This window comes from Spartinivicinus marinus (assembly GCF_026309355.1).
GTDB lineage: Bacteria > Pseudomonadota > Gammaproteobacteria > Pseudomonadales > Zooshikellaceae > Spartinivicinus > Spartinivicinus marinus.
In genome coordinates this window covers 4,723,863-4,748,738 of the sequence record NZ_JAPJZK010000001.1, presented here as the reverse complement: position 1 = coordinate 4,748,738, position 24,876 = coordinate 4,723,863, and the positions used below count along the sequence as shown (strand labels likewise).

The following is a 24,876-nucleotide window of genomic DNA, read 5'->3' as shown; positions in this document are numbered from 1 at the left end:
CCTGTTAAGGACATTTTTAAAGATGTCCCTTAAGTTAAAAACAAATAATACAAAAAAGGGTTAGCCGATAACGACTAACCCTTCAGAGATAATTTAATTACTCTGCAGCATTGGGTTTGCGGAGTCTGATATTAAGTTCGCGAAGCTGCTTACTATCCACCTCACCTGGTGCATCTGTTAACAGGCAGGCCGCACTCTGGGTTTTAGGAAAGGCAATCACCTCACGAATTGAGTTAGCTCCGGTTAACAACATCACCAAACGATCTAAACCAAATGCTAAACCACCATGAGGAGGGCAACCATATTTGAGCGCAGATAATAAAAAGCCAAACTTCTCTTCGGCTTCCGCTTCATCAATGCCCAGAATAGTAAACACCACTTGCTGCATATCTTGCTGATGAATACGAATAGAGCCACCACCCAGCTCACAGCCATTCAGCACCATATCATAGGCTCTGGATAGCGCTTCTTCAGGGTTTTGTTTAAGTGCCTCTACACTGCAGGCCGGCGCAGTAAATGGGTGATGAAGTGGAGTTAAATTTCCTTCGCTGGCATCTTCAAACATTGGAAAGTCAACTACCCACATAGGAGCCCAGTCGCTTGTATAAAGGCTTAAGTCTTCACCTAACTTAATCCGGAGCGCTCCCAGCGCTTCATTGACGACTCTGGCTCTATCTGCACCAAAGAAAATAATGTCACCGTTTTCAGCACCCACAGCTTCCATTACCGCCATGACTTGTGACTCGATATGTTTCACAATAGGCGACTGCAACCCTTCAACACCCTGGCTAAGATCATTGACTTTAATCCAAGCCAGTCCTTTAGCCCCATAAATACCTACAAATTTACCGTAATCATCAATCTGCTTACGGGTCAGCAAGTTAGCCCCATTAGGTAAGCGCAGTGCCGCTACCCGCCCTTTGGCATCATTGGCAGGCCCTTTAAATACTTTAAACTCAGCATCTTTAACTAGATGGTCAATATCAACCAATTCTAAAGGAATTCGCAAGTCAGGCTTATCACTACCAAAGCGTTGCATTGCTTCTCGGTAAGTCATTCTTGGAAACTCACCTAACTGCACACCTAACAAGTCATCAAACACCTGACGAACTAACCCTTCAGCCATACCCATAATGGCGTATTCATCCATAAAGGAGGTTTCAATATCAACCTGGGTAAATTCTGGCTGACGGTCTGCTCTTAAGTCTTCATCACGAAAACATTTGGCAATTTGATAATAGCGATCCACCCCTGCCATCATCAGCAATTGCTTAAATAGTTGGGGAGACTGAGGTAACGCAAAAAACTCGCCTGAATGGGTACGACTAGGAACTAGATAGTCTCTTGCCCCTTCTGGAGTAGCCCGAGTTAAAATTGGCGTTTCAATATCCATAAAGTCGTTTGACTCAAGGTACTGTCGGATAATAGACGTCAATTTCGCTCTAACTTGCAGCTTTTCAAACATTTCTGGGCGGCGTAAATCCAAATAACGATACTTCAAACGAATATCTTCACCCACCTGCACATGCTCATCCAACTGAAATGGAGGAGTGGCTGCAGTATTTAGGATTTCTAATGCACTGCCCAACACCTCTACCTCACCGGTTTTCATCTCAGGATTCACCGTACCCTCTGGACGATGCCTGACCCGGCCAGTTACTTGAATAACATACTCATTACGCACTTTATCAGCCAAATTAAAGGCGTCTTGCGTATCTGGATCAAACACGACTTGTGCAATTCCATTACGATCACGCAAGTCAAGAAAGATAACACCACCATGGTCACGACGGCGATGGGCCCAGCCGCATAAAGTTACTTCTTGGTCAATAAACGAGGTGTTCAGTTCGCCACAATAATGGCTGCGCATTGGTAATACCCTATCTGCAATTTTATTCATAGGATTAGCAAGAATGGTGCCTCTGCTAGCAATAGCTCACCAACAAATAACCCTTCTTTAATAGATTTTCTTGCTTAATGCCTGCTTCCAATACTAATCAATAGCAAGCAATGACTGCTTGTTCTTAATTACTCCCAGTTGCTGCTGGAGTTGATGTTGCTTTTTTTTCAGCTGCAGGCTTGCTTTTGCTTTCACCTGAATCAACTAAATTCTTTTTAGCACCAGTCTTAAAGTCTGTTTCATACCAGCCAGAGCCTTTTAACCGAAAAGCAGGGGCTGAAAGTAACTTTTTAAGCCCATCTTCTCCACACTGCGGACAAGTGATTAGCGGATCATCACTAATTTTCTGAATTGCCTCATGGGTATTTTCACACTGCTCACAAAGATACTCATAAATAGGCATGGACTATCATCCTCTTTATCACTGCTGAACCTACTTTACAAATCAACTCACAAAAGAGCGCCATTATAGCCTAACTAGAGAGGAAATGGGCAGTCTTAGTAAAAGGCATCTCTCATAATTGTTTGCTCAACACAGCCACTCTAGCCCTAACAAAATAAAATTTTACATATATGCTATGAACTAAAGATATAAAAATTAAAACAACTTGCACCTGATTTAATAAATTTTTAATAATACTGCTTGAAAACTAAGCTATTTAATTAAGTCAGACTGTTTATTTTTTAAGCTATATTAATACATACTAAATCATGAGCGACCCTTATGTTACTCGCTCAAAGCATTTCATTTAAATGCAAGTAAGTACCTTGTGCGCTAGCCATTTAAGCTAATCTGACGCCAACCCAGTAAATGGCGTCAGAGAAAAACCTTAGGAATAGGTAATCATAAATACCTTAGGAGTAGGTTCAACAATGAAAACACTTAAACTTTCTGTATTAGCCGCTGCGATAGTTGCTGCAACCACCTCATATACAACACCTGTTCAAGCCGAGAGCTTTATTGACGATAGCTCTTTGCAGTTACACCTCAGGAATGTTTATTTTAACCGCGATGGTCGAACCAGCCAGAATCGATTTGATAACCGGGAGTGGGGCCAAGGCGTTATGCTCAATTATTCCTCTGGTTATTTTGCCGATATTATCGGGTTTGATATGTCTTATTTTGGCGGCGTCAAGCTTGATGACCCCGGCACAAACTTTACCAATTTTTCTCAACGGGATTCAGAACAAGATGGTATAGACAGCATCAGTAAAATTGCCCGCGCTTTTGTTAAAGCCAAAGTAGGCGATGACAATATGAACCTGAATGGTATTTACGGGCGAGTAGATATGGGAACCAACTTATTAATGACCTCTGGTTCTCGTTTACTACCCAGTTCCTTTAAGGGTGGCATGATTGAGGCAAATCTATATGGAGCAAAATTTTATGTCAATCGAGTAACAGAAATCTCTGAACGGGATGGTTCAAGCTTCGATGATTTTGGCAATGATGTAGACTATGTAAATACCTTCGGCGGCAGTTATGAGTTAGATAATGGGTTAGGATTTGCACTAGACTATGGCAGCTCCGATAGCTTTCTTGAGCAAACTTTTGCAAAGATATACTACACAATCGACCTAGGAAATGACACCAAGCTTTATCTAGAAGCCAATAAACAATGGTCTGAAGAGGATGGCAGCAATCACCCTACTCATAACATGGCTGACGAGTATGACTCCAGCTATACAAACTACAATGCTCAGTTATCAGGTGGGCCCATCACTGTTTCTTTATCTCACTCAAGAATAGGCGGTGATGACTTCCAATATAGTTGGGATGGTGATAAAGATTATGGCCCCATCAGTGCCTGGACTTCACGAAACTGGTCTGACTTCAACTTTGAAGATGAAAAAACCTGGCAAGTTGCCTTCTCTTATGACTTTTCAGATCTAGGAATACCAGGGCTGTCACTGGATACCGCGTATACCTATGGTTATGATATTGATGATCGAGGTAATACAAGACGTGACTCCGAATGGGAACGCGGCTCTAATATCAAGTACTCCTTCCAAGACACCATGTTAAAAGGCCTATCAGTTCGTTGGAACAACTGGACCTACAGAGGAAACACTCTAGCCGGCGACACTAACGGTAACCGTATTTATATCGACTACAAAATAGACCTTTTATAGGATAGTAATTGCAAATCTACGACTAGTTAACCTCCCAATATCAGTAAAGCTAAGCAAAAAACGCCACCAAACAATAAAGCAGGTGGCGTTTTTTATTCCTGACACAACTAACTATTCAACGTAAGCGAATACAAACTCAATAATACAACCTAATTTAGCTTATACTAAACTTGTGGTTTTTATTGGGTTCACCTGAATATTTTTCAGCCAATCCAATTTTATTCAACAAATATTACTTTAGTCGTGTCTTATAATAGCAAGCCAGCCTCTTACAAAACTGGTTAAAAAAACAACTTTATATGCCAACTACTTTGCCTTTTAAGCAATGCTGTGTAGTCATTTTATTGCTTTTAGTTCACCAAACTTACATAATTCTTTAGTATAAATCACATGACTATTTCTTTTACGTTTTTGTAAAGGCATCAACATTTAATATTGCAATACTTTTGATTTTTTATTAAAAACGGCATAATGCGTTAGTTCTTTCTCAGAACAAACAGTAGGATCTGTCAAATAAAGGCATCAAATTCTAAAGTAATTTTTTGTCCACCATGGTGGGTAAATTATTCATTAACTTTTGATGTCTACTTGAAGGTGTTGCAAAAGGTTATGAGCGAAGCAAAGACAAGGCAACAATTGGCGAAAAGGCGGAGTTTATGGCTTATAAATAAGTACTTTGAGCCAGTTTTTAACGCAGTATTTGCAGCGTAGTAGTAGTTTTGCAACAGCTTCTAACAGGATGGTGAAACGCATTCGGTTAAGCAGAGTTTTAACAATCTATATAAGTTCCGCTCAACCGCAAACAGCAACCTGTAAGACAGTCGTGAGTAAGGGGATTGATATGTCTTGTATATCGCTCATTACACACAACACCTTAGGAGTAGTTAGGAGTAGGTCACATAATGAAAACATTTAAATTTTCCACACTGGCTGCTGCAGTTGTTGCTGCATCTGCCGCTTCAATCAGCGCTGCCCAAGCTGAAGGCTTTATCGAAGACAGTACGGGTAAGCTAAGCATTCGCAACTATTACTTTAATGAAAATGGTAAGAATGGCGACTTAAAAGATCGCCGAGAATGGGTTCAAGGCTTCCGCTTTGATTTTGTTTCAGGCTATTTATTCGACACTATTGGCTTTGACTATTCAGCTGGCGCTGCGTTTAAGCTCGATAACCCTGCAGACAATACCAAATACAACGAAAAGTATAGTGCTACAAACCTTCCTGTTGACTCAGAAGGCAACGATGTAAATAACATTGCCGGCACTACTCAAGCTTACGTTAAAGCTAAGTTTGGTGGTGAAAACCTGAATGTAAATGGTAAATATGGCTTAATGCAGCAAGGCACCGAAACCTTTGGTACTTCAGGCTCACGTGTATTACCAAGCTCGATTTTTGGTACCTATGCAGAAGGTAATGTTTATGGCGTAAAGCTTTATGGCGCACGCTTTACTGAAACCAGCCCCCGCCATCAGAGCTATTTCTCGAAAGACTTAGAAAATGGGTCTGGTGAAGAAATAGATCAGCTAGACATTATTGGTGCAGGCTATGAGTTGAATAATGGCCTAGGCTTTGTTGTTGAGCACGGTAAGTCTGACGATTATATTAAAAAGAGGTTTGCAAAAGTATATTATACTGTAGACCTAGGCAACGATATGAGTCTAGATTTAGATGCTCGCTATGGAAAAGCCGAAGAAAACGGGGACAAGTTTGACAAGTTTTCAGGGGCAAACGCATATAAAAACGATGACTATGAAAGCCGCTACTATAATGCAACTGCCACTTTAAATGTTGGTGGGGCGTCTTTTGGTGTTGGCTACAACCAAACTAAGGACGGTGACTGGCACTCAGGCTACTTCGACCAAGATCATGGAACATTTAACTCATCTCTATCACTTTACAGCAATGACTTTGCTAATGAAGGTGAAAAAGCCTGGGTTGTCAATGCATCATATGACTTCGCCAACGCAGGAGTTCCAGGCTTAACTGCTGGTGTGTCATACGGATATGGTGATGGTATTGAAAGAGCAAACGATAGTGATGACAAAGAGCGTGAGTTTGCTCAAGAGGTCACTTATAAATTCCAAGATGGCCCTCTGAAAGACTTATCTGTACAGTGGCAACATTGGAACTATAGCGGTCACCAAACTGACGAAGACTCTCACCGTATCAAGCTAATCTACGATATCGCTTTATTCTAATTTCGCGATTACTAGATTGCCATAAAAACGCCACAACTGTGGCGTTTTTTATTCCAACCCCAAAACAAAATAAAAGCCCCTCCTTTTTTATTGCTCAGTAGCCCTTCCTTTCCCCCAAAAGCTGGCAAATATGGAGTGATAGGGTATTCTGGAACTGCTGTTGGGAACAGCTAAAGCTCTAAAGGCCAGGGATGGCCTTATAGAGCGGTGGAAGGATATCCTGTTACACCATATTTATACTCTCCCCCCTTTTGCATCACCTTTTGATTCTATATTTGCCCTCCCCTTCTATTTACTACACATCCAACAACTAGCTGCTAGATTTAAGAGGGTTATTTAAAAAATAATTAATAATAAAGGATACGGGGATGAACAAGCGATTATGGGCTGCAGTGTTTTTCAGCCCTCTATTTGCCAGCACTACTTCAATAGCCACACCTTTTATCGATGACTCAGCAGCAAACCTGCACTTACGCAACTATTACTTTAACCGCGACTTCAGACACAACCAAGGCGGGCAGAGTTATCGAGAAGAGTGGGCACAAACAGCCATGGTGAATTATGAGTCGGGTTACTGGGCCAACCTTATTGGAATAGATGCCTCCATCTACAACACCCTTAAACTGGATAGCGGTAGAGGGACAACCAACTCGGGCTTATTAGTAGTCACAGATGATGGTGATGCAGAAAGTTATTCAGCACTAGGGATTGCATTATTAAAAGCCAAATATGCACAAACAGAAGTAAAGTGGGGGCGCCAACTCACCACCTCTCCTCTTTTCTATTATGGAGACTCCAGAGCCCAGCCCCAAGCATTTAAAGGGTTAAATATTAAATCAACTGACATCAACAACCTCACCATCAGTGGCGGGCGATTTACCCAAACCAAATTGAAAGCAAGCTCAAATTTTGAAAACCTCCCTAATACCGAGTATGGATTTGAAGGTAGAGCTGACGAATTTTATTACTTAGGCTTCGATTATAATTTTGATAACGGACCAAGTTTAAGTTTTCATTCTTCCTTGTATGAAGATATTTGGAAACAGTTTTACTTCAATTACAACCACAGCTTTACATTAACCGATACTATCAATCTTAACCTGGACTTAGTGCATTACCGTACAGTCAATGATGGTAAGCCCACCGATAGAAATTATACTGATAGGGATAACAAAGCCAGCAGCATCAGTTTACAACTGAGCAAAGGAGGAGCCAGTATTAAAACCGCTTATCAAACCATCACTGGCGACTACTTATATGACTATGTTTTAGACTCTGACTCAATATTTCTAGCAAATTCTTTACAGCTTTATGATTTTAATTATGAAGATGAAAGAAGTTGGCAGCTACGTTTTGACTATGATTTTAGCGATGTAGGAGTACCCGGCTTACATTTTATGATTCGTTATGTGAAAGGTGACAATATTGATTTAGATTCCAAGTTATCTGATGCAGCACTTGGTATTAGTGGCATTTCAAGCCGTGGAGAAGAATGGGAGCGAGACATTGAAGCAAAATATACCTTTCAGGAAGGCTCTTTAAAAGGCATGAACTTTAGGCTTAGGCTAGCCTCATTACGTACTAACTATGATGATAGCGATCGAGATGAAATTCGACTCATTGTCAATCATATATTTGATCTGCTTTAATTTTTAATTTGTTTAGCTTCTCTAAAGCCTAGAGCTGGACCATAAAACAGCAAGAGCAGTTTACACAGCTACTCTTGCTAAAAACTGTTTTTACCAGTAGTAAAACAGTGACATGGCTCGATTAGCTTAAAGCAAAGTCCTTGAGTTTTTTCAGAGGACGTACTTTTACCTGAACAGTTGCAGGCTTAGCTTTAAACATCATTTCTTCACCAGTAAACGGGTTAACCCCTTTACGAGCCTTAACTGCAGGTTTTTTCTTAGTTGAAACCTTCAACAAACCAGGCAGGGTGAACTCTCCACAGCCACGCTTCTTAATATGTCTTTCAATCAGATCAGACAGCTCGTCCAATACAGCTGATACGTCTTTTTTAGTTAGCCCAGTGTTTTCAGCCAACTCCGTTAAGATTTGGGTTTTCGTGTATTTTTCTTTAACAGCGGTCAATTTTTTTCCTGTCATTGCTAATATACTCCAGTAAAAACATGCATCAGTTGAAGTAGCATAAAGTGATTTAGCCTGAAGATATGCAAATTTTTAGAGAGAATTTGCTACAACATCTTCTAGCCATTTTGCATGCTACAACTCAAGGGTAAATGCCTTGCAAAATATACGGCAACCAGTTTTATGCTAGACGTTATACGTATCATTTATAGCTGCACGAATAAGCCTACAATAAAAGTAGGATAAACAAGCAACTCTCGCAAGGCACTATAATATAAGTATTAGGGGTACGCACGCACTTTCTCTATTTTTTTTTGTTTTTAGCTGTCTGTCACAGCATACCCTGCCAGAGCCGTATTTTCTTACAACACTTACTAGCCCAAATTGCTTACCTGGCTACCTAATTTTAAAGGCATTCTGACTAAGCAGACACAGGTACATTATGCAGTACCTTCAAAGCCCTACAGCCTTTAGACCTCGCCGGGTTAGCCTCCGCTGGCGATTATTGGTATGAATATATTTGCTGTTTTGTTAACACTTAAAAATGAGTCGTGACCAGTATATGTCGATGAAAGTGCTGAGTTAAAAGGATATATTACAATAACCATACAATAACAGTTTGTTATGAGCTAAAATAAAGCTCATGCTTTATCTTAATTATAATTTTCAGATAAGCAGTGTTGTAATTGTTATCAGTGATAACCCAAACCTTCGCTGTTTCCCTTATTAAAATAGGTTAGCAAGGTAGAAGCTCAGCCTAAAACAGCAGGCTGAATTGTACTAGTCATCTTTTTGGCGGTCCTACGTTTTCAGTAATATCAGAAGGGCCAAAATCACCTTATCAACAAACTAAAATAACAAACGATGAAACTATCGAAACACGCAAAATGTAGTCACCTGTGGCTGGGCTTAATCAGCTTGGTGGCATTTTTAACTAGCCCAGCGATCTATCAAAGTCGGTTTAGTGAGGTATACGCTAACTATAGCACTGCAGATTTGTATAGCTTACCAGGCGCTATCAGTCTGTTAGCCATCGGTTTAACTAGCCTGGTTCTTGGCTTGCATTTAACAGTTCCAGCCAGCCGAAGAATGGAGCTGCTTCAGTTAATAGGCAGTAGCTGTTTTATAATTGCCAACCTCACAGTGCTGTTTTATTGGTGGCAACACTCAACAGCCAGCCAGCTATGGGTGTGGTGGTTAGCCATTGTAGCAACACTTCTCCACTTTTTGCCGCGCATACATTTATTAAAGTCCAGCCTTCCAGTACTTGATGCATCCAACCGAAAAGCTGGCTCAGTTAAATGGTTTAATGTGTCTAAAGGTTTTGGCTTTATTTCACAAGATAATGGCGACGATGTTTTTGTGCATTTTAAAGCTATTCGAGGTGAAGGTCACCGGGCATTGGTAGAAGGCCAACGGGTTGAATTTTTAGTGACAACCCGAGATAAAGGATTACAAGCTGAAGATGTAATACCTGCCAGAACAGAGGGCTAAACCCCTCCCCTTACTCTAAAGGCCACCCATGGCCTTTAGAGCTCTAACTGGGTCCAGCCTGTTTCAGCTTTCGCGACATATTCAATAGTGAGGAGGTTTTTCCTGACCACTCATACCACTGCCAGGGTCATTCATAATGGCTGCAATTGCTTGCTTTAATAGAGTCACCTGATCAATTAATTGGTCTATTTGTTGTTGCTGCTTAATTAACACTTGGTTCAGCTGATCAATCGTATCATCTTGAAAAGCCAGCTTAGTTTCCAGATCAATTAATTTATCTTCTAAGCTTTGTTTAGTCATCGGCATACTGCAAATAGGTAGTAAACAACGTACGCAGCTTGTCTTTTATTTGTACAACTGTTGCGTCATCATAAGGTTTTCTGGCCACTTTCCCCCACACAGGCTGCGGCCAGGCAGCATCTTTTTCATTTCGAGCAATTACATGAATATGCAGCTGTCTTACTTGATTACCTAAAGTCGCTACATTCATTTTAGTGGCTGCAAATAAATCTTTAAGTTTTTCTGCTACATAACTGATTTCCCACATCAGCTGCTGCTGATCCTCTTCAGATAGCTGAAATAGTTCCTGAACTTCAGGTACTCGAGGTACTAAAATAAACCAAGGGTAATTAGCATCATTCATGAGCAACAACTGTGACAATTTAAAATCACCGATCAAACAGGTGTCAGCAGTTAATTGAGCATCAAGTTGAAAAGTATCCATAAACCTCCAAAAATTTATTCACTGGTTTGTTTACTTCATTTGCTTTAGAAACTACTGCTTTAGGCGCTAGAGCCCTGGAAGTAACAGGGCATTCTGGTGCTATAAGTTTGAATCGGCCAAAGCATAGTACTGGTACCAAGGAACGTGCACGCCCCTAATCAAACTATCTCAGATTCTGGCAATTTATACTACATTTGGATATATGCAACAGTTAAAGGCTTTTAGGGTGACAAACCCTGCTCTCACAGCGTAGAATGGCAATCTTTTTTCAATCAGGTACTGGTTAGCCTACAATTATGCGATTAAGCCAATACTTAGCTCCAACACTAAAAGAAACCCCAACAGATGCAGTGGTTATTAGCCATCAGCTAATGCTGCGCGCCGGTATGATTCGTAAGTTAGCCTCAGGCTTATATACCTGGCTACCGTTAGGGTTAAGAACCTTACGCAAAGTAGAGCGTATTGTCCGCGAAGAAATGGACCGCTCTGGTGCCCAAGAAGTACTGATGCCTGCTGTCCAGCCAGCTGAATTATGGCAAGAAACTGCTCGCTGGGATAAGTTTGGTCCCGAGCTATTAAGAATTCAAGATCGTCACCAGCGCGACTTCTGTGTTGGTCCAACTCATGAAGAAGTGATCACCGATATCGCCAGAAATGAATTAAACAGTTACAAACAGCTACCTGTGAATTTTTATCAAATTCAAACCAAGTTTCGTGATGAAACTCGACCACGTTTTGGGGTCATGCGTGCCCGTGAGTTTTTAATGAAAGATGCCTATTCATTTCATATTAGTAGCGAATCTTTACAAGCAACTTATCAGGTAATGTACGACACTTACAGCCGTATTTTTGACCGTTTGGGCTTAGACTATCGAGCAGTATTAGCCGACACAGGCAGCATCGGCGGCAGCGCTTCTCATGAGTTTCATGTACTGGCAAAATCGGGAGAAGATGCCATTGCATTTAGCGATAGCAGTGAATATGCAGCCAATATTGAAAAAGCGGAAACTTTACCATCCACAGAAAGCTGTCCTACAGCAAGTCAAGAACTGAAAAAAGTTGCTACCCCTGAGGTACACACTATTGACCAACTTTGTCAGTTTTTATCAGTTGAAGCCAGTCAAACGTTGAAAACATTAATTGTGGTTGGTCAAACAGAAGAAAATGAGCCCGTAAAACTCGTAGCCCTCGTTATTCGAGGTGATCATGAGCTCAATGAAATTAAAGCGTCTCATTTACCTGAAGTCACCAGCCCTCTTACTTTTGCTACTGATGAACAAATAAAACAAGTTGTCGGCTGTGAGCCTGGCTCACTTGGCCCTATTGGTTTATCTATTCCTGTGATCGTTGATTATAGCGCTGCTCATTTAGCTGACTTTATTTGTGGCGCTAATGAAAATGGCTTTCATTTAACAGGAGCTAACTGGGAAAGAGACTGCCAATATACCCAAACTGCTGACTTGCGTAATATTATTGAAGGTGACCCAAGCCCTTGTGGCAAAGGCCATATAAATATTAAACGCGGCATTGAAGTTGGTCATATTTTCCAATTGGGCGACAAATACAGTGAATCCATGGGTGCTACTGTTTTAAATGAAAATGGTAAAGCAGTTGCGATGAAGATGGGCTGCTATGGTATAGGTGTTTCTCGTGTTGTTGCTGCAGCGATTGAGCAAAACCATGATGAAAACGGTATTATCTGGCCAGATGCTATCGCACCTTTTCAGTTAGGTCTAATTCCATTAAATATGGATCGCTCTGACGCTGTCAAAAATACCGCTGAACAGTTATATCAACAGCTACAGCAAGCCGGGTACGATGTATTATTGGATGACCGGGATCGAAAAACCAGCCCAGGTGTTAAGTTTGCTGATATGGAGCTTGTGGGTATCCCCCACCGCCTTGTAATAGGCGATCGCGGCTTAGAAAAAGGCATTATCGAATACAAACACCGAGCCAGCGATGAAAAGATCGAAGTACCACTGGGTGAGTTGATGACGTTTTTATCAGGCAAGGTTTCTATAAAATAAGCGTGTCTATCAAATAACAATTAAAACCTGAGACATTACCTAATTATCAGCTATGCTTCACTTTGGTCGGCCAACCTATAATGCTTTCCACTTCATTCAGTGGAAAGCAGTTAAACTTCTGCTCTGCTTACTAGGCTGCCTGAATAGTGCAAATGTGGCCGCAAGTGCACAACAACTGCCAGATGCAGAAATGCGGGCCTATTTAAAAAATACTATTGCTAAAGCAGATAGCTTTCATGATCGCTTTGATGCAGAAGTGTGGTTAGTCGATATGTCAGGTCGACTAAAACGCTATGTCAAGGACCATAAAAAGCGCTTAGAGATTCTTCGACTAGTCCATAAAGAAGCCTCTCAAGCAGGCTTGCAACCAGAGCTAGTGCTTTCTGTCATTCATGTGGAAAGTTTATTTAATCATTTTGCCATTTCCCGTGTCGGTGCCCAAGGGCTTATGCAAGTGATGCCTTTTTGGAAAAAAGAAATTGGCAGGCCCAACGATAACTTAACTGATATTGCCACCAATATTCGCTATGGTTGCACAATTCTTAGTTACTACCTAAAAAAAGAAAAAGGCAACCTCACCCGAGCACTAGCTAGATATAACGGCAGCTTAGGCAAAACCTGGTACCCTAGCCGTGTATTTACTGCCTGGAATCGCTTTTGGCAGGCTCGTTAACGTTCTTTTAGCTATCCTTATAACTACTGTTGTATGCTTTTTTACACATAGGCCACTAACAAGTAACAAAACCTTCGCTAGCTTCGCTCTCAGCATCGGCCACCTTAAGCTCATTAACTACAGCCATCGGTGGCCCCTCTTCCAGCCACTCAAGCAGTTTAGCTACGGATACTTCATTGCCACACATAAATACCTCAACCCGACCATCCTCAAGATTTTTGGCATAACCACTAATACCTAACTGATCAGCTTGCTGTTTAGTTGAAGCACGAAACCAAACGCCTTGCACCTTTCCAGACACCCAAGCTTTTTTATACACCTTGCCCATGTTTGTTACCTTTTTTTGAGGGTAATTATGAGAGCTTCCCTTATTTATATAAGCTTATCACTTGGTGAATTGACTCTGCTGTTTGTGGCCCCAATAATGTTTTTACAGGCTTGCCAGCTGGGCTAATCAGTACAGTAAAAGGCAACACATTGGGCCTACTAAACTGGTAATATTCTCTAGGGTCTTGCTGCAACACCGAAAATGCTATTGCTAAATCCTGTATTTGTTTATTTAACTCTACCTGATCAGGCAAATCAAAGTTCACCCCAAGCACTTTGATATTATTATGCTGTTGATCAAGCTGATTGAGCTCAGGCACTTCTTTACGACAAGGGGAGCACCAAGCAGCCCAATAATTGATAAGTAACCACTGCCCTTTATATGACTCTAACTCAACTGTTTTATTATTGTGATCATAAAAAACTGCTTTACTACAGCCAAATATACTTAAGCAAAGCAGGCAAACAGTCACTATCCTAAACATAAAGGGGTTCCTTCGACTATTAATTACTTTTTTATGGGCACTTTCATTAACACCGGTTTTTGCCCACAGAAGTATAACCAAAGCGAATGGTTTTTAGCGACGACAACAAACCCTAACATCCATTCGAATTTAGGTATAACAACAGTTATTGTACAAGCTGGTTGCTAATGTATCAGGCAGTAGTCATGTTATCAGTTCCAAAGCAACAAATTACCAGAAACATTGTCATCAATTGCACACCACAGGCAATCAAACAAGAATTAAAAGACTTACCTATCCAGGATATGCCGTATACCCTGCGCCAAACCTGTGCACTATTGGCTCTCATTAATCGTACCCAAATTAACGACAATAAACGTTTAGGCATTATGCAATGCTTTGACTATGCTTTTCGCAACCTTGACGAGCATTATCACTTACGCAATCCTCAAGCACTGCTTCATAGTACCAACAAAGAAAAAGACAAACTGGCTGAGCTAAAACAGGAAATGGCTTACGGCTACAAAACCATTTTATTAGAAGCCATTGCCCGAAATGACCTTACCCACAAGCCTATAGCAGAAATTATTTATATGGCGATGTATTATCTCGGCCACAGTATTATGCAGTGCTATGATAATTACACACTACCAAATAACGACCTTTGGTATGAAATAAACCAGCTCTATAGTTTCGCAGAGCGTTATCAAGTGCACCGGGTAACAATTGGCAGAGCATTTTCTTTACCTGCAGCCAACACTATAGAAGACTATTTTAAACAAATATTGTTAGTAGAGCTTGCTAATCCTTATCAGCTAAGCCCTAGTGAAAGTTGGCAGGTGTATAGCTATTTAGGCCATTGGGTCAAGCATGTAAAGCTACTGAATGAACCTCAATACCTGAATCACTCTGAATATTTTTTATTAGATTTAGACAGTCAGCGGTGTCCTCACCAGATTTTTGCTCCCCCACAGCCCGACCAGCACAGCTTTCGTTATCTCACACCCGATCGGCTTATCGCTCTCATCGAACAGCATATCAATACCTTACGGGGTGGCCACCGGCCTGCTGAAATTGGCATCCCTAACAGCAATAACAACAAACGAGCCATTGAGTTATTAATGGTCATCGAGCGTCAGTGGCAACATTTGAAACATCGCCAAGGACTTAGGCTACCTTGTGACTCGTTTACTGCAGTGGCCTGGGGTGTAGATACAATTCACGAGATATTAATTCCAAGTGACAACCTACCCATTCAGACCAGCGGCCAACATCGCGCTACAGGAAAAATGGTGAATGAGAGCCCCGGGGGTTATTGTTTAAAAATAAACCAGGCGTTAATGAGTGAATTTTACAATGGCCAAATCATTGCCATGCGCAGTGACAAACAATCTCACCCTCGCTGGCTATTAGGGTTTGTGCGTTGGCAACAGCAGTTGCCCCAGACAGGTAGCAGCTTAGTGGGTATTCAGTATTTAAAAGGGCATGTTCGCCCTGTAACCTTACACCCCATTCAAAAGCTGTCTAAAAAGCAAACGTTAGCCGGTTTAATGCTGACCAATCAGGAGAATGATGGCAAGCAACAACATTCATTGCTTGCTTCAGCAGGTAGCCTAGCCCTGGGTAGAGAACTTAAGCTGGTAGTACCACAAAAACAAAAAGGTTATGAAATTCAAACCAATCATCTGCTAAACCATACTCCTCTTGTTGAACAATATTCTTTTAAGGCTTTTGCAGCTTAACAGGCTTATTATCACCTTGCTGAGCAATTAATGAGACGACATTACCAGATAGCTGTTTAGCCGCTGCCTGGTTAGTACTATTCAGTTTTTCAACTAACTGCTTGGCCCAGGGAGGCAGCTGACCAGGCTTAAGTAAAGCTAACTCTTCACTGCTAGGTAGTGGCCATGGTAGTCCTTGAATAAACGGCCAAAGTGGTACTTCAGCTAAGTCGCGAGCCAATATCAGTTCATTCTCTTCATTTTTAGTGACAATCCCTTGAGTCAATAAATAGTTGGTGTATTGCTCCCAGTCTTCTAGTGCCATTCCCCACCCCATTGTTCGTACATCCTTTAACTCAGTAGGTTTTCCATGCTGAAACTGCTGCCAAAATGTAGCTAACACCATTAACATCCCAACAGTTTTAGGTATAGGCTGTTGCCGGGTAACTTCCTCCAACACTCCTAAGGCACGAATCAGCTCCGCGCCTAACAATACAATAACCCAGGATAAGTAAATCCATAATAGAAAAATTGGCACAGCAGCAAAGGCACCATAAATAAGTTGATAAGTCGGTGTTAATGTAACAAAGTAGGCAAACCCTTGTTTTGCTACCTCAAACAGTAATGCAACAATAGCGCTACCAATTAAGGCGTGCTTAAATCTGACTGGGCGATTAGGCACTGCCATATAAATCAAACAGAAAGCAGCCGTGCTTAATAACAAAGGTACTACCCGTAAGATAATTTGCTCGCCGCCCAGCAGGGAGGTAGCATCACTAAATAATTTTAACGAGGTTAAATAAGAACTGAGAATAAAACCGGCACCCAAGAGTATTGGCCCTAAACTTAAAATGGCCCAGTACAATAAAAAGCTTGCCATACCTCTTCGGCTTTGTCTTACATGCCAAATCGCATTTAGCGCCCCTTCAATGGTCCTGAGCATCATAAATGCAGTGATTATCAAAAAAATCACACCCACGACTGTTAAGCTTCTAGCCTGCTCAGAAAACTGCATCAGGTACTGTTGTACTTTATCACCGGTATTAGGCAAAAAATTACTGAAGATAAATGACTGAATTTGCCCCCCAACATCCTGAAAAGCAGGGATTGCAGCAAACATGCTATAAGTAACCGTCATCAAGGGAACCACAGCAAACAGGGTGGTATAGGTCAATGCTGCTGCACTGTTTAAGCAGCCATCGGCAGCAAATCGTTGACCAATATGAATCAATAAGCGCTTAACCGTTATCCACCCCTTATTCATTGTTCTCCCCCATTTGATATAATCCCCCACCAAGTACATCTCCAGCCATTACATCGATAGAACCTAAGGTAACAGCCCCTATGAGCAACGTCACTATTTATCATAATCCTCGCTGTTCAAAGTCCAGACAAACACTGCAGCGTATCGAGGCAAAAAATATTAACCCCGACATTATCCGTTACCTGGAAACCCCGCCCACTGCAGCGGAGCTGAAAAACATCCTGCAACTGTTGGGTCTCTCCGCCAAACAGCTCATCCGTACCAGTGAAGCAGAATACAAAACCTTGGCCCTGGATCTTGAAACAGCAACTGAAGATCAATTAATTACTGCCATGGTCCAACACCCCAAACTGATTCAACGCCCTATTGTGATTGCCAATGGCAAAGCGGTTTTAGGCCGTCCACCTGAAAATGTTGATGAGATTCTTTAGCAATGGCTAGTCCTTATATTTTAGTACTTTATTACAGTCGGCATGGCGCTACCCAACAGCTGGCTCAGTTAATTGCTCGCGGCGTAGAACAAGTGTCGGGCATTGAAGCGCGGCTGCGTACAGTACCTGCTGTTTCTACTGTATGTGAGGCAACCGCCGACAGCATTCCTGATCAAGGCGCTATTTATTGTACTGAAGATGATTTACGTTATTGCACAGGCTTAGCCATCGGCAGCCCCACCCGGTTTGGTAATATGGCAGCGCCACTTAAATATTTTTTAGATGGCACCAGTGCTTTATGGCTGTCAGGCGCATTAATTAATAAACCTGCGACAGCATTTACTTCAACAGCCAGCCTCCACGGTGGGCAGGAAACCACTTTATTAAGCATGTTATTGCCTTTATTGCACCATGGAATGGTGTACTCTGGTATTCCTTACAGCGAACCAGCATTATTAGCAACTACAACAGGTGGTACACCTTATGGGGTAAGCCATACGGCTGGACCAGACAATGACTGGGAAATATCGGACAGTGAATCGCAATTATGCTTGGCAACCGGAAAGCGCATTGCTGAGCTGGCTTTACAACTGTCTCCCCTACAAAAGCAACCTCCACCACAATAGCAGCCTACTTAAGCTGCTTTTATTTAGTTAGTATTTTATATGCCTGAATTTAACCACCCTACTGTTAGTCGGCTTTATCAAATTAACGTACTTTTGCTTACGTTATTGTTAGCCACTTTAACGCTCTGGATTTTTGTGATTAACCCCCCTAGCGTGGACCGACCTTACATTATCTGGCTGGTGCAAATTGTGCCGATTGCTATCACCATACCAGGGATACTAAAAGGCAATCCAAGAAGTTTTGCTTGGTTGTGTTTTATTATTTTGCTGTATTTTACCTCTGCGGTTCTCAACACCTATGAATCGCCAAGTGAGTTATATGGCTGGATCAAACTAAGCCTTTGTATAAGCTTGTTTATAACCGCGATGATGTATATTCGCTGTTACTATCGGCTGAATGGGGCCAAACAGTGAACAAATAACAACCGTGAATGAGCAAGAGCTTATAGCCCTTGCCAAAAATTGCTAAGCAGCCTGTATGGCAGGTGAGCTGGCAGTTGACTTTTAAGACGACCGGTCGTACGCTTTTAGATATGAAGAACTCAGCAAAAGCCCAAGATACACGTAGCGCGTTAATCGAAGCGGGTATCGAACAGCTTTCGAACTATGGCTACCACGGGACTGGCATCAAACAAATTTTGGATGCAGTCAACGTACCTAAAGGCTCGTTTTATAATTACTTCCCCAGCAAAGAAGCCTTTGTTGCAGATCTTTTAACCCATTACATACAAAGCCATCTTGATGAACAGGACGCCTTTACAGCCAACAGCCGAGCGAGCCCATTAAATACGTTGCGCCAACTTTTTCAGAAGGGCATTGAGCGCTATGAAGCTCAAGGTTGCCAGCAAGGCTGCCTGATTGGCTGCTTGGCTGCTGAAATAGGCAGCACTAAAGGCTTGTGCCAGAATGCGATGAAAGCCGCCGCTCATGCTTGGGAGGAACGCATCACCACTCTCATTGAGCAAGCACAGCAACAAGGAGAGGTTAGACAAGACCTCCCAGCTGCTGCTCTAGCACGTTTAGTGTGGAGTTGCTGGGAAGGTGCATTATTGCGAATGAAACTGGAAGGTAAAGTCGACCCACTGCAAGACGTCATCGACCATTTTATCGATAGACTACTCGCAGTCTAATACCGAAAAGAGAGGCCTGAAGGTCTTTCTTTTTTGCGCCAAAATAAGACGACCGGTCTATTAAAATAGTACAAATAACACATAACAGGGAGCACACCAAATGAATAAGTTGGATATGAATACCTTTTATGGTGGCAACGCAAAAAGCGTAAAAACTTCAATTCCAAAAAACATTCAGAGAAACGAGAATAAAAAGGCAGCTGTAGTATGAAAAAAATTCTTCCACCACTCCATCCACGTGATCCTAAAGAAGCCCATCGTGCCGCTACTCAGTTGGAGTTATTTTTCGATTTGGTTAGCGTCATCGCAATCGCAGCGCTCACCGCCAGTTTTCATCATGCACTGAGCGAAGGTCACGGTCTTGAAAAACTCCCTAACTTTCTACTCATCTTTGTTTCCATTTGGTGGGTATGGATGAATTACACCTGGTTTTCATCTGCTTTTGATAACGGTGATGCAACCTTTCGAATATTCAGTTTCTTGATCATTACCGGGGAACTGATATTCACCGCCGGCGTACCCTATGTATTTAAAACCTTAGATTTCAGTTTCACCCTATTGGGGTGGATCATCATGCGATTGGGCATGGCACTACTGTGGTTAAGGGCTGCCCTGGCCAGCCACCGAGTCAAACCTGTTGCGCTACGCTATTTATTTGGTATTTTGCTGGCCCAAACCCTTTGGACACTGCTGTACTTTTCTATCGAGCCAGGTACTTCATTATTTTTAGCACTAGCTTGCGGTATTTTTGCCTTGGAATTTTTGGTGCCTATCGTCGCTGAACAAGCTGGCAACACGCCCTGGCACCGACATCACATCGTTGAACGCTACGGATTATTACACATCATTGTGTTAGGTGAGGTCCTACTCTCTATATCCTTCATGTTTCGTGGATTATTTGAGGATGGAATGGGCGTTAATACCATCATAGCTGCACTTTCTGCTTTAACCATTGTGTTCGTAATCTGGTGGTTGTATTTCATCGAAACGGCTCACCTAAAAAGCTCAAAGCCATCGGATCAATTTATATGGAGTTACATACATGTGTTTTTATTTGTATCAACCTCCATATTAGGCGCTGGGTTTGCCGGTTATTTAGATTTTTTACAAGGGCATTCGCATAGCAGCGCCACAACGCTTATGTGGTACATCCATCTGTCAATCACCTGCTATTTATTTACCCTATGGCTAATACGAGACCGTTTTGAGCCTCACTCAATCACCCGCTCCGTTTTGCTCATAGCCAGCCTCTTTTTCGCAACCACTCCGCTATGGAATTCAAGTCTAGCCATCACCAGCATGCTGATGCTGCTTACACTAATCATAAGAGCAGGTTGTGATCAGGTGCCCAGCCCTCTATTAGCATCAACGCGCTTAAAATAAACTCATTACCAAAAAGGCATAAATAAATGAAAGCTTCTCACTCTTACACTTTGATCATTGGCGCCGGCCAGGGGCTTGGGCGTTCACTGGCATTGAAGTTTGCTCAAGAAGGCCACAACATCGCCTTAATGGCACGCAAAACTCAAACCATTGAAAACATCGCATCTGATGTTATGGCATTGAACCAAAAAGCCCTGTGCATTGCCGCAGACGTTACGGATATCGGTAGCATTACGAAAAGTATCCAACAGACTCAATCAGAATGGGGTACACCGGATGCTGTGATTTATAACGCCGGCGCCTTACAACCCGGTACCGTAATAGAGTTAACGCCAGAGCAATTTGAATCCCTATGGAAAGTCAACTGCATGGGTGCCTTTTTGGTTGCCAACACAATACTGCCAGCCATGATAGCGCGCGGATCAGGCTCTTTCCTATTGACAGGCGCTACCGCTTCCATTCGCGCCAGTGCAAAAGTCCCAGGTTTTGCTGTAGGAAAATTTGGTCTTAGGGCGCTAGCACAATCCATGGCACGTGAATATGGACCACAGGGTATTCATGTTGCCCACGTATTACTCGATGGCATGATCGGTAATGCGGCGCCTCTCATTCAGTCAACTAAACAAAATTTACGGCATATGAACCCTAACGCCATTGCAGCAGAATATTGGAAGCTACATCAACAACACCCAACAACTTGGACATCCGAGCTAGACCTACGCACCGCCATTGAACACTTTTAAACACCCGTAGGGGAAGTAAAACCAAATGTCAAAAAATCATCCCCCCATTTTAAGCACTCAACGCTTGACTCAACAAGAATGTAATAATATAACATTACAATCTTTCCGTTATTGATATCATGGACTATAAACAGTCGCTTTAGCACGAGTTAGTGCTGTATCAAAAAAGTTTAGGAGCCAACATGAAGTCAAAATACCTGGTTACAGCTGTTCTTGCCTCTACCCTGTTTAATATCACCTACGCCAAAGAAGGCCATCAACAGCATGATGCTCATGAGCATGGCCACGCCCAATTGAATATTGCTCAGGAAGGCAGCACCGTCACCATGCAGTTTATTTCCCCTGCTATGAATATTGTAGGGTTTGAGCATCAGCCTAAAACAGAAGAACAAAAAACACAGGTCAAACAAGCGATTAAACAGCTGGAAAATGGTAATGCTTTATTTGGATTCCCTGAAAAAGCCGGGTGTAAACTCACCAGTGCTAAAGTAGAAACAGCATTGATGGAAGCGCATGATGACCATGACGACGAGCATGGTGAAAAAGAGAAACATCATAAAAAAGACCACCACGATGATGAAGACCATCATGATGAACATAAAGAAGAAAGCCACAGCGAATTTGAAGTAGAATACAGTTTTAGCTGCAGTCAACCAAAGCAGTTCCACCAGTTGCAGGTACGCCTATTTGAAACCTTTAAGGGCATTGAAGAAGTACGCACTCAATATATTAGTGATAAAGGCCAACAAGGATTTGAGTTAACCCCTAAAGTTTCAGTTTTTAATCTACCTTAATAGTGGTTTTCCCGGTTTATTCACTGAACAGCTGCTAGCGAGCCTCTACAATCAGCCGCAAGCAAAACATTAAGGTATTAGTAGCCAAATATTCAACATGGAACATATCCACTTAACTAACGTGCAATACAGCTGGCAACCCGGCCAGCTCACTATTGATATTCCTGAACTGGTCATCGAGCGTCACTCCAGGGTATTTATCAAAGGGCCCAGTGGTTGCGGTAAAACAACCTTACTTGGTTTATTAGGTGGCATTATGTTGCCTAACCAAGGTAGCATTAATTTATTAGGTACTGATGTTGCCAAACTATCCAGCATTCAGCGAGACCATTTTCGTAGTGAGCATATTGGCTTTATTTTCCAAATGTTTAATTTGCTGCCTTACCTATCAGTAGTAGATAACATTATCTTGCCCTGCCGTTTTTCAAAGCAGCGTAAACAAAAAGCGCTGGCAGAATATGCCAGCTTACCAACAGCAGCTATGTCACTGCTGGCACAGCTAGGTTTAAACCAACCTGATTTACATCAGCGTAAAGTCACTGAACTGAGTATCGGCCAACAGCAACGGGTTGCTGCAGCCCGTGCCCTGATTGGCCATCCGGAGCTGATTATTGCCGACGAGCCTACTTCTGCGCTTGATACCGATGCCCGTGAGGGTTTTCTTAAATTGCTATTTGATGTATGTGAAAAGGCTGGTGCTACCCTGCTTTTTGTCAGCCACGATGGCACGCTTGAACACTTATTTTCCAACACTTTGGATATGCGCCTGATTAACAAGGCCAGTCAAACAACAGCCAGCGAGGTTGCCTAACAATGGCTGTCATGAGTCTTGCTTGGCATAGTCTACTAAACCGAAAAGTGACAGCTTGCCTGACCGTCCTGGCAATAGGTCTTAGCGTTACCTTGTTGCTAGGCGTTGAAAAAATTCGTCATGAAGCAAAACGTGGCTTTATCAGCACCATTTCAGGCACCGATTTAATTGTGGGTGCCCGAACGGGGCCTGTACAGCTTCTGCTGTACTCTGTATTTCGTATTGGTGATGCCACTAATAATATTGCGTGGGAAAACTACCAGCACTTTGCGAACCACAAAATGGTGAAGTGGAGTATTCCCTTTGCCCTTGGTGATTCCCATAAAGGCTACCGGGTTCTGGGCACTAACCAGGCTTATTTTGAACATTATCGCCACGGAAATAAGCAGCGCTTAAAACTCGCTCAAGGTAAGCGGTTTACTGATTTGTATGATGCGGTCATCGGAGCTGAAGTAGCCAAAAAGCTGGGCTATCAGCTGGGTGATAAGGTTGTTTTGGCTCATGGTGCAGGCAAGGCTAGCTTTGTAAAACATGATAATCAGCCTTTTCAAATTACTGGTATTTTAGCCCCCACTGGCACACCGGTTGACCAAACCATTCATGTTTCTCTAGAAGCTATTGAAGCAATCCATCTAGGCTGGGAACGTGGTACTCCCTCTGCATTAGCCAAGTCCATTACCCCAGACCAGGCTCGTCAGTTAGACTTACAACCAAAAACGATTACTGCTTTTTTACTAGGACTTAAAAGTAAAATCGGTACGTTTGTATTACAGCGAGAAGTGAATAAGTTTGAACAAGAACCCTTGCTAGCCATTATTCCTGGGGTTGCTATTACTCAGCTCTGGCAGTTAATTGGTACCGCAGAAAAAGCCCTTTTGGTTATTTCAGGCTTTGTTGTAGTCACTGGTTTAATTGGTATGCTGACTACTATTTTAACTTCATTGAGTGAACGCCGCCGTGAAATGGCTATTCTCCGCTCAGTAGGCGCCCGGCCTTTTCACATTTTTAGCTTAATGATTAGCGAAGCCGGACTCATTGCCATTTTAGGCTGTCTAACCGGCATTGGCTTTTTATATGGTTTAATGGCTATTGCCCGACCCATTTTTATGGAGCTTTATGGCATTCATATTCAAATTAGCTTTCTTACTCAGCACGAAATAATGCTACTTAGTATTGTAATTATAAGTGGCTTTTTTATGGGTATTTTCCCCGCCTGGCGTGCTTATAAAAACTCATTAACCGACGGAATGACAATTAGGACTTAGCATGGCTAAATTAAATGTCAAAGCTGCACTAATGAGCGCAGTGTTATTATTTTCACCCGCACTCACACAAGCAGATGTAAAAACGCTCCAGTGGGAAGACTTAGTACCAGAAGATATGCGTAAAGCCTTTTTGGAAGAACAAGCACCAAAAGACATTAACGCCCTAGCTGAAGCGCTAACCAAACAGGCCAAGGAAAAAACCAAAGGCACTGCTTCTGCTCCTGTCGTAGTTGCTTTAGACAAAAAAGAAGTCAAACTACCTGGCTATATTGTGCCACTTGACATGAAAGATGATGGTTCAATTACTGAGTTTTTATTAGTGCCTTACTTTGGTGCCTGTGTCCATGTGCCACCCCCACCACCTAATCAGGTCGTTCATGTTATTCATGAAAAAGGTCTTAATCCAGATGCATTGTATGATCCTTTTTGGGTGACAGGCACTCTAAGTATCACTGGGATTGAAACTGAGCTGGCGCAGGCAGGTTACACAATGAAAGCCAAACAGGTTGAGCTGTACACTGAGCCAGCAGAAGAAGAGCAACCTCCCGCAAGCAAAGAGCAGCAAGACAAGCCGAAAAAACAAGGCTCTCAAAGTCAGGATCAAACTGAACCCGCTGAACAGAAAAATTCTACTACCTCTGAAAAACCAAGTAGTGATAAGAAAGCAGGTTAATGCT

General features: G+C 42.2%; 25 protein-coding genes. 17 read left to right on the top strand and 8 right to left on the bottom strand.

Translation table 11 applies throughout. From position 1 onward, the window contains the following. Window positions 1-97: 97 nt before the first annotated feature. Together aspS and OQE68_RS21260 are read right to left on the bottom strand one after the other, a co-directional pair. Window positions 98-1,870 (bottom strand): aspartate--tRNA ligase, encoded by a 1,773-nt coding sequence (gene aspS / locus OQE68_RS21265; RefSeq protein ID WP_180570068.1) that lies wholly within the window; start codon window positions 1,868-1,870, stop codon window positions 98-100. A gap of 154 nt (window positions 1,871-2,024) precedes the next feature. Then, window positions 2,025-2,303 carry an FmdB family zinc ribbon protein gene (locus tag OQE68_RS21260; RefSeq protein ID WP_180570029.1) on the bottom strand — a complete coding sequence of 93 codons (279 nt, stop codon included), beginning with the start codon at window positions 2,301-2,303 and terminating at the stop codon, window positions 2,025-2,027. Between the two features lie 470 nt (window positions 2,304-2,773). Between OQE68_RS21260 and OQE68_RS21255 the strand changes: the two genes are divergently transcribed. From OQE68_RS21255 to OQE68_RS21245, 3 genes are all read left to right on the top strand, one after another. Beyond that, window positions 2,774-4,033, top strand: a complete 1,260-nt coding sequence (locus tag OQE68_RS21255; protein WP_180570030.1) for an OprD family outer membrane porin — start codon at window positions 2,774-2,776, stop codon at window positions 4,031-4,033. 902 nt (window positions 4,034-4,935) lie between these two features. Then, the gene (locus tag OQE68_RS21250; protein ID WP_180570031.1) at window positions 4,936-6,231 is read left to right on the top strand and encodes an OprD family outer membrane porin; all 1,296 of its coding nucleotides are present in this window, start codon (window positions 4,936-4,938) and stop codon (window positions 6,229-6,231) included. A gap of 368 nt (window positions 6,232-6,599) precedes the next feature. After that, a complete protein-coding gene (locus tag OQE68_RS21245) occupies window positions 6,600-7,880 on the top strand; it encodes an OprD family outer membrane porin (protein ID WP_180570032.1) in 1,281 nt (426 codons plus the stop codon). 121 nt (window positions 7,881-8,001) lie between these two features. On the opposite strand, the gene OQE68_RS21240 is transcribed toward OQE68_RS21245, so the two are convergent. Further along, window positions 8,002-8,337: an HU family DNA-binding protein gene (locus tag OQE68_RS21240; protein WP_180570033.1), complete on the bottom strand. Its 336-nt coding sequence runs from the start codon at window positions 8,335-8,337 to the stop codon at window positions 8,002-8,004. An 846-nt stretch (window positions 8,338-9,183) separates the two neighbouring features. Here OQE68_RS21240 and OQE68_RS30620 point away from each other — a divergent pair. Continuing rightward, on the top strand, window positions 9,184-9,813 hold the full coding sequence (locus OQE68_RS30620) for a cold-shock protein (protein ID WP_289623322.1): 630 nt from the start codon (window positions 9,184-9,186) through the stop codon (window positions 9,811-9,813). A gap of 81 nt (window positions 9,814-9,894) precedes the next feature. Here OQE68_RS30620 and OQE68_RS21230 read toward each other — a convergent pair whose 3' ends face one another. Together OQE68_RS21230 and OQE68_RS21225 are read right to left on the bottom strand one after the other, a co-directional pair. Then, a complete protein-coding gene (locus OQE68_RS21230; RefSeq protein WP_180570034.1) occupies window positions 9,895-10,113 on the bottom strand; it encodes a SlyX family protein in 219 nt (72 codons plus the stop codon). Next, window positions 10,106-10,537, bottom strand: a complete 432-nt coding sequence (locus OQE68_RS21225; protein ID WP_180570035.1) for an HIT domain-containing protein — start codon at window positions 10,535-10,537, stop codon at window positions 10,106-10,108. The genes OQE68_RS21230 and OQE68_RS21225 overlap by 8 nt, the downstream gene beginning before the upstream one ends. Window positions 10,538-10,833: 296 nt before the next feature. Between OQE68_RS21225 and OQE68_RS21220 the strand changes: the two genes are divergently transcribed. Next, the gene (locus OQE68_RS21220) at window positions 10,834-12,567 is read left to right on the top strand and encodes a proline--tRNA ligase (protein ID WP_180570036.1); all 1,734 of its coding nucleotides are present in this window, start codon (window positions 10,834-10,836) and stop codon (window positions 12,565-12,567) included. A gap of 154 nt (window positions 12,568-12,721) precedes the next feature. Beyond that, window positions 12,722-13,240: a transglycosylase SLT domain-containing protein gene (locus OQE68_RS21215; RefSeq protein WP_434801430.1), complete on the top strand. Its 519-nt coding sequence runs from the start codon at window positions 12,722-12,724 to the stop codon at window positions 13,238-13,240. Between the two features lie 55 nt (window positions 13,241-13,295). On the opposite strand, the gene OQE68_RS21210 is transcribed toward OQE68_RS21215, so the two are convergent. Then, window positions 13,296-13,568: an acylphosphatase gene (locus OQE68_RS21210; protein WP_180570038.1), complete on the bottom strand. Its 273-nt coding sequence runs from the start codon at window positions 13,566-13,568 to the stop codon at window positions 13,296-13,298. 40 nt (window positions 13,569-13,608) lie between these two features. After that, the gene (locus tag OQE68_RS21205; RefSeq protein ID WP_180570039.1) at window positions 13,609-14,052 is read right to left on the bottom strand and encodes a TlpA family protein disulfide reductase; all 444 of its coding nucleotides are present in this window, start codon (window positions 14,050-14,052) and stop codon (window positions 13,609-13,611) included. 167 nt (window positions 14,053-14,219) lie between these two features. Here OQE68_RS21205 and OQE68_RS21200 point away from each other — a divergent pair, with 167 nt between their 5' ends. Beyond that, window positions 14,220-15,773: a cyclic-di-GMP receptor FimW-related protein gene (locus OQE68_RS21200; RefSeq protein WP_266195791.1), complete on the top strand. Its 1,554-nt coding sequence runs from the start codon at window positions 14,220-14,222 to the stop codon at window positions 15,771-15,773. Here the strand turns inward: OQE68_RS21200 and OQE68_RS21195 are convergent. Next, the gene (locus tag OQE68_RS21195; protein ID WP_180570041.1) at window positions 15,754-17,016 is read right to left on the bottom strand and encodes a virulence factor BrkB family protein; all 1,263 of its coding nucleotides are present in this window, start codon (window positions 17,014-17,016) and stop codon (window positions 15,754-15,756) included. The genes OQE68_RS21200 and OQE68_RS21195 overlap by 20 nt on opposite strands. Before the next feature lie 80 nt (window positions 17,017-17,096). On the opposite strand from OQE68_RS21195, the gene arsC reads away from it, so the two are divergent. The 10 genes from arsC to OQE68_RS21145 all read left to right on the top strand — a co-directional run bounded on the left by arsC (window position 17,097) and on the right by OQE68_RS21145 (window position 24,872). Beyond that, entirely contained in the window at window positions 17,097-17,447 is a 351-nt protein-coding gene (arsC, locus tag OQE68_RS21190) for an arsenate reductase (glutaredoxin) (protein WP_180570042.1), read from the top strand. A 2-nt stretch (window positions 17,448-17,449) separates the two neighbouring features. Next, window positions 17,450-18,073, top strand: a complete 624-nt coding sequence (gene wrbA / locus OQE68_RS21185) for an NAD(P)H:quinone oxidoreductase (protein ID WP_180570043.1) — start codon at window positions 17,450-17,452, stop codon at window positions 18,071-18,073. 39 nt (window positions 18,074-18,112) lie between these two features. Continuing rightward, on the top strand, window positions 18,113-18,487 hold the full coding sequence (locus OQE68_RS21180; RefSeq protein WP_180570044.1) for a DUF2069 domain-containing protein: 375 nt from the start codon (window positions 18,113-18,115) through the stop codon (window positions 18,485-18,487). Between the two features lie 38 nt (window positions 18,488-18,525). Further along, the gene (locus tag OQE68_RS21175; RefSeq protein WP_180570045.1) at window positions 18,526-19,203 is read left to right on the top strand and encodes a TetR/AcrR family transcriptional regulator; all 678 of its coding nucleotides are present in this window, start codon (window positions 18,526-18,528) and stop codon (window positions 19,201-19,203) included. A gap of 207 nt (window positions 19,204-19,410) precedes the next feature. Further along, window positions 19,411-20,586 (top strand): low temperature requirement protein A, encoded by a 1,176-nt coding sequence (locus OQE68_RS21170; RefSeq protein WP_180570046.1) that lies wholly within the window; start codon window positions 19,411-19,413, stop codon window positions 20,584-20,586. Window positions 20,587-20,636: 50 nt separating this feature from the next. Next, window positions 20,637-21,329 carry an SDR family NAD(P)-dependent oxidoreductase gene (locus tag OQE68_RS21165; protein ID WP_266195790.1) on the top strand — a complete coding sequence of 231 codons (693 nt, stop codon included), beginning with the start codon at window positions 20,637-20,639 and terminating at the stop codon, window positions 21,327-21,329. Between the two features lie 182 nt (window positions 21,330-21,511). Further along, window positions 21,512-22,123, top strand: coding sequence for a DUF2796 domain-containing protein (locus OQE68_RS21160; RefSeq protein ID WP_180570048.1), 612 nt, complete (start codon window positions 21,512-21,514; stop codon window positions 22,121-22,123). Between the two features lie 97 nt (window positions 22,124-22,220). Further along, window positions 22,221-22,934 (top strand): ATP-binding cassette domain-containing protein, encoded by a 714-nt coding sequence (locus tag OQE68_RS21155; protein ID WP_180570049.1) that lies wholly within the window; start codon window positions 22,221-22,223, stop codon window positions 22,932-22,934. Window positions 22,935-22,936: 2 nt separating this feature from the next. Continuing rightward, window positions 22,937-24,199, top strand: a complete 1,263-nt coding sequence (locus OQE68_RS21150; protein WP_180570050.1) for an ABC transporter permease — start codon at window positions 22,937-22,939, stop codon at window positions 24,197-24,199. Window position 24,200: 1 nt separating this feature from the next. Continuing rightward, window positions 24,201-24,872, top strand: coding sequence for a DUF3299 domain-containing protein (locus tag OQE68_RS21145; RefSeq protein ID WP_180570051.1), 672 nt, complete (start codon window positions 24,201-24,203; stop codon window positions 24,870-24,872). The last annotated feature ends 4 nt before the right edge of the window (window positions 24,873-24,876 follow it).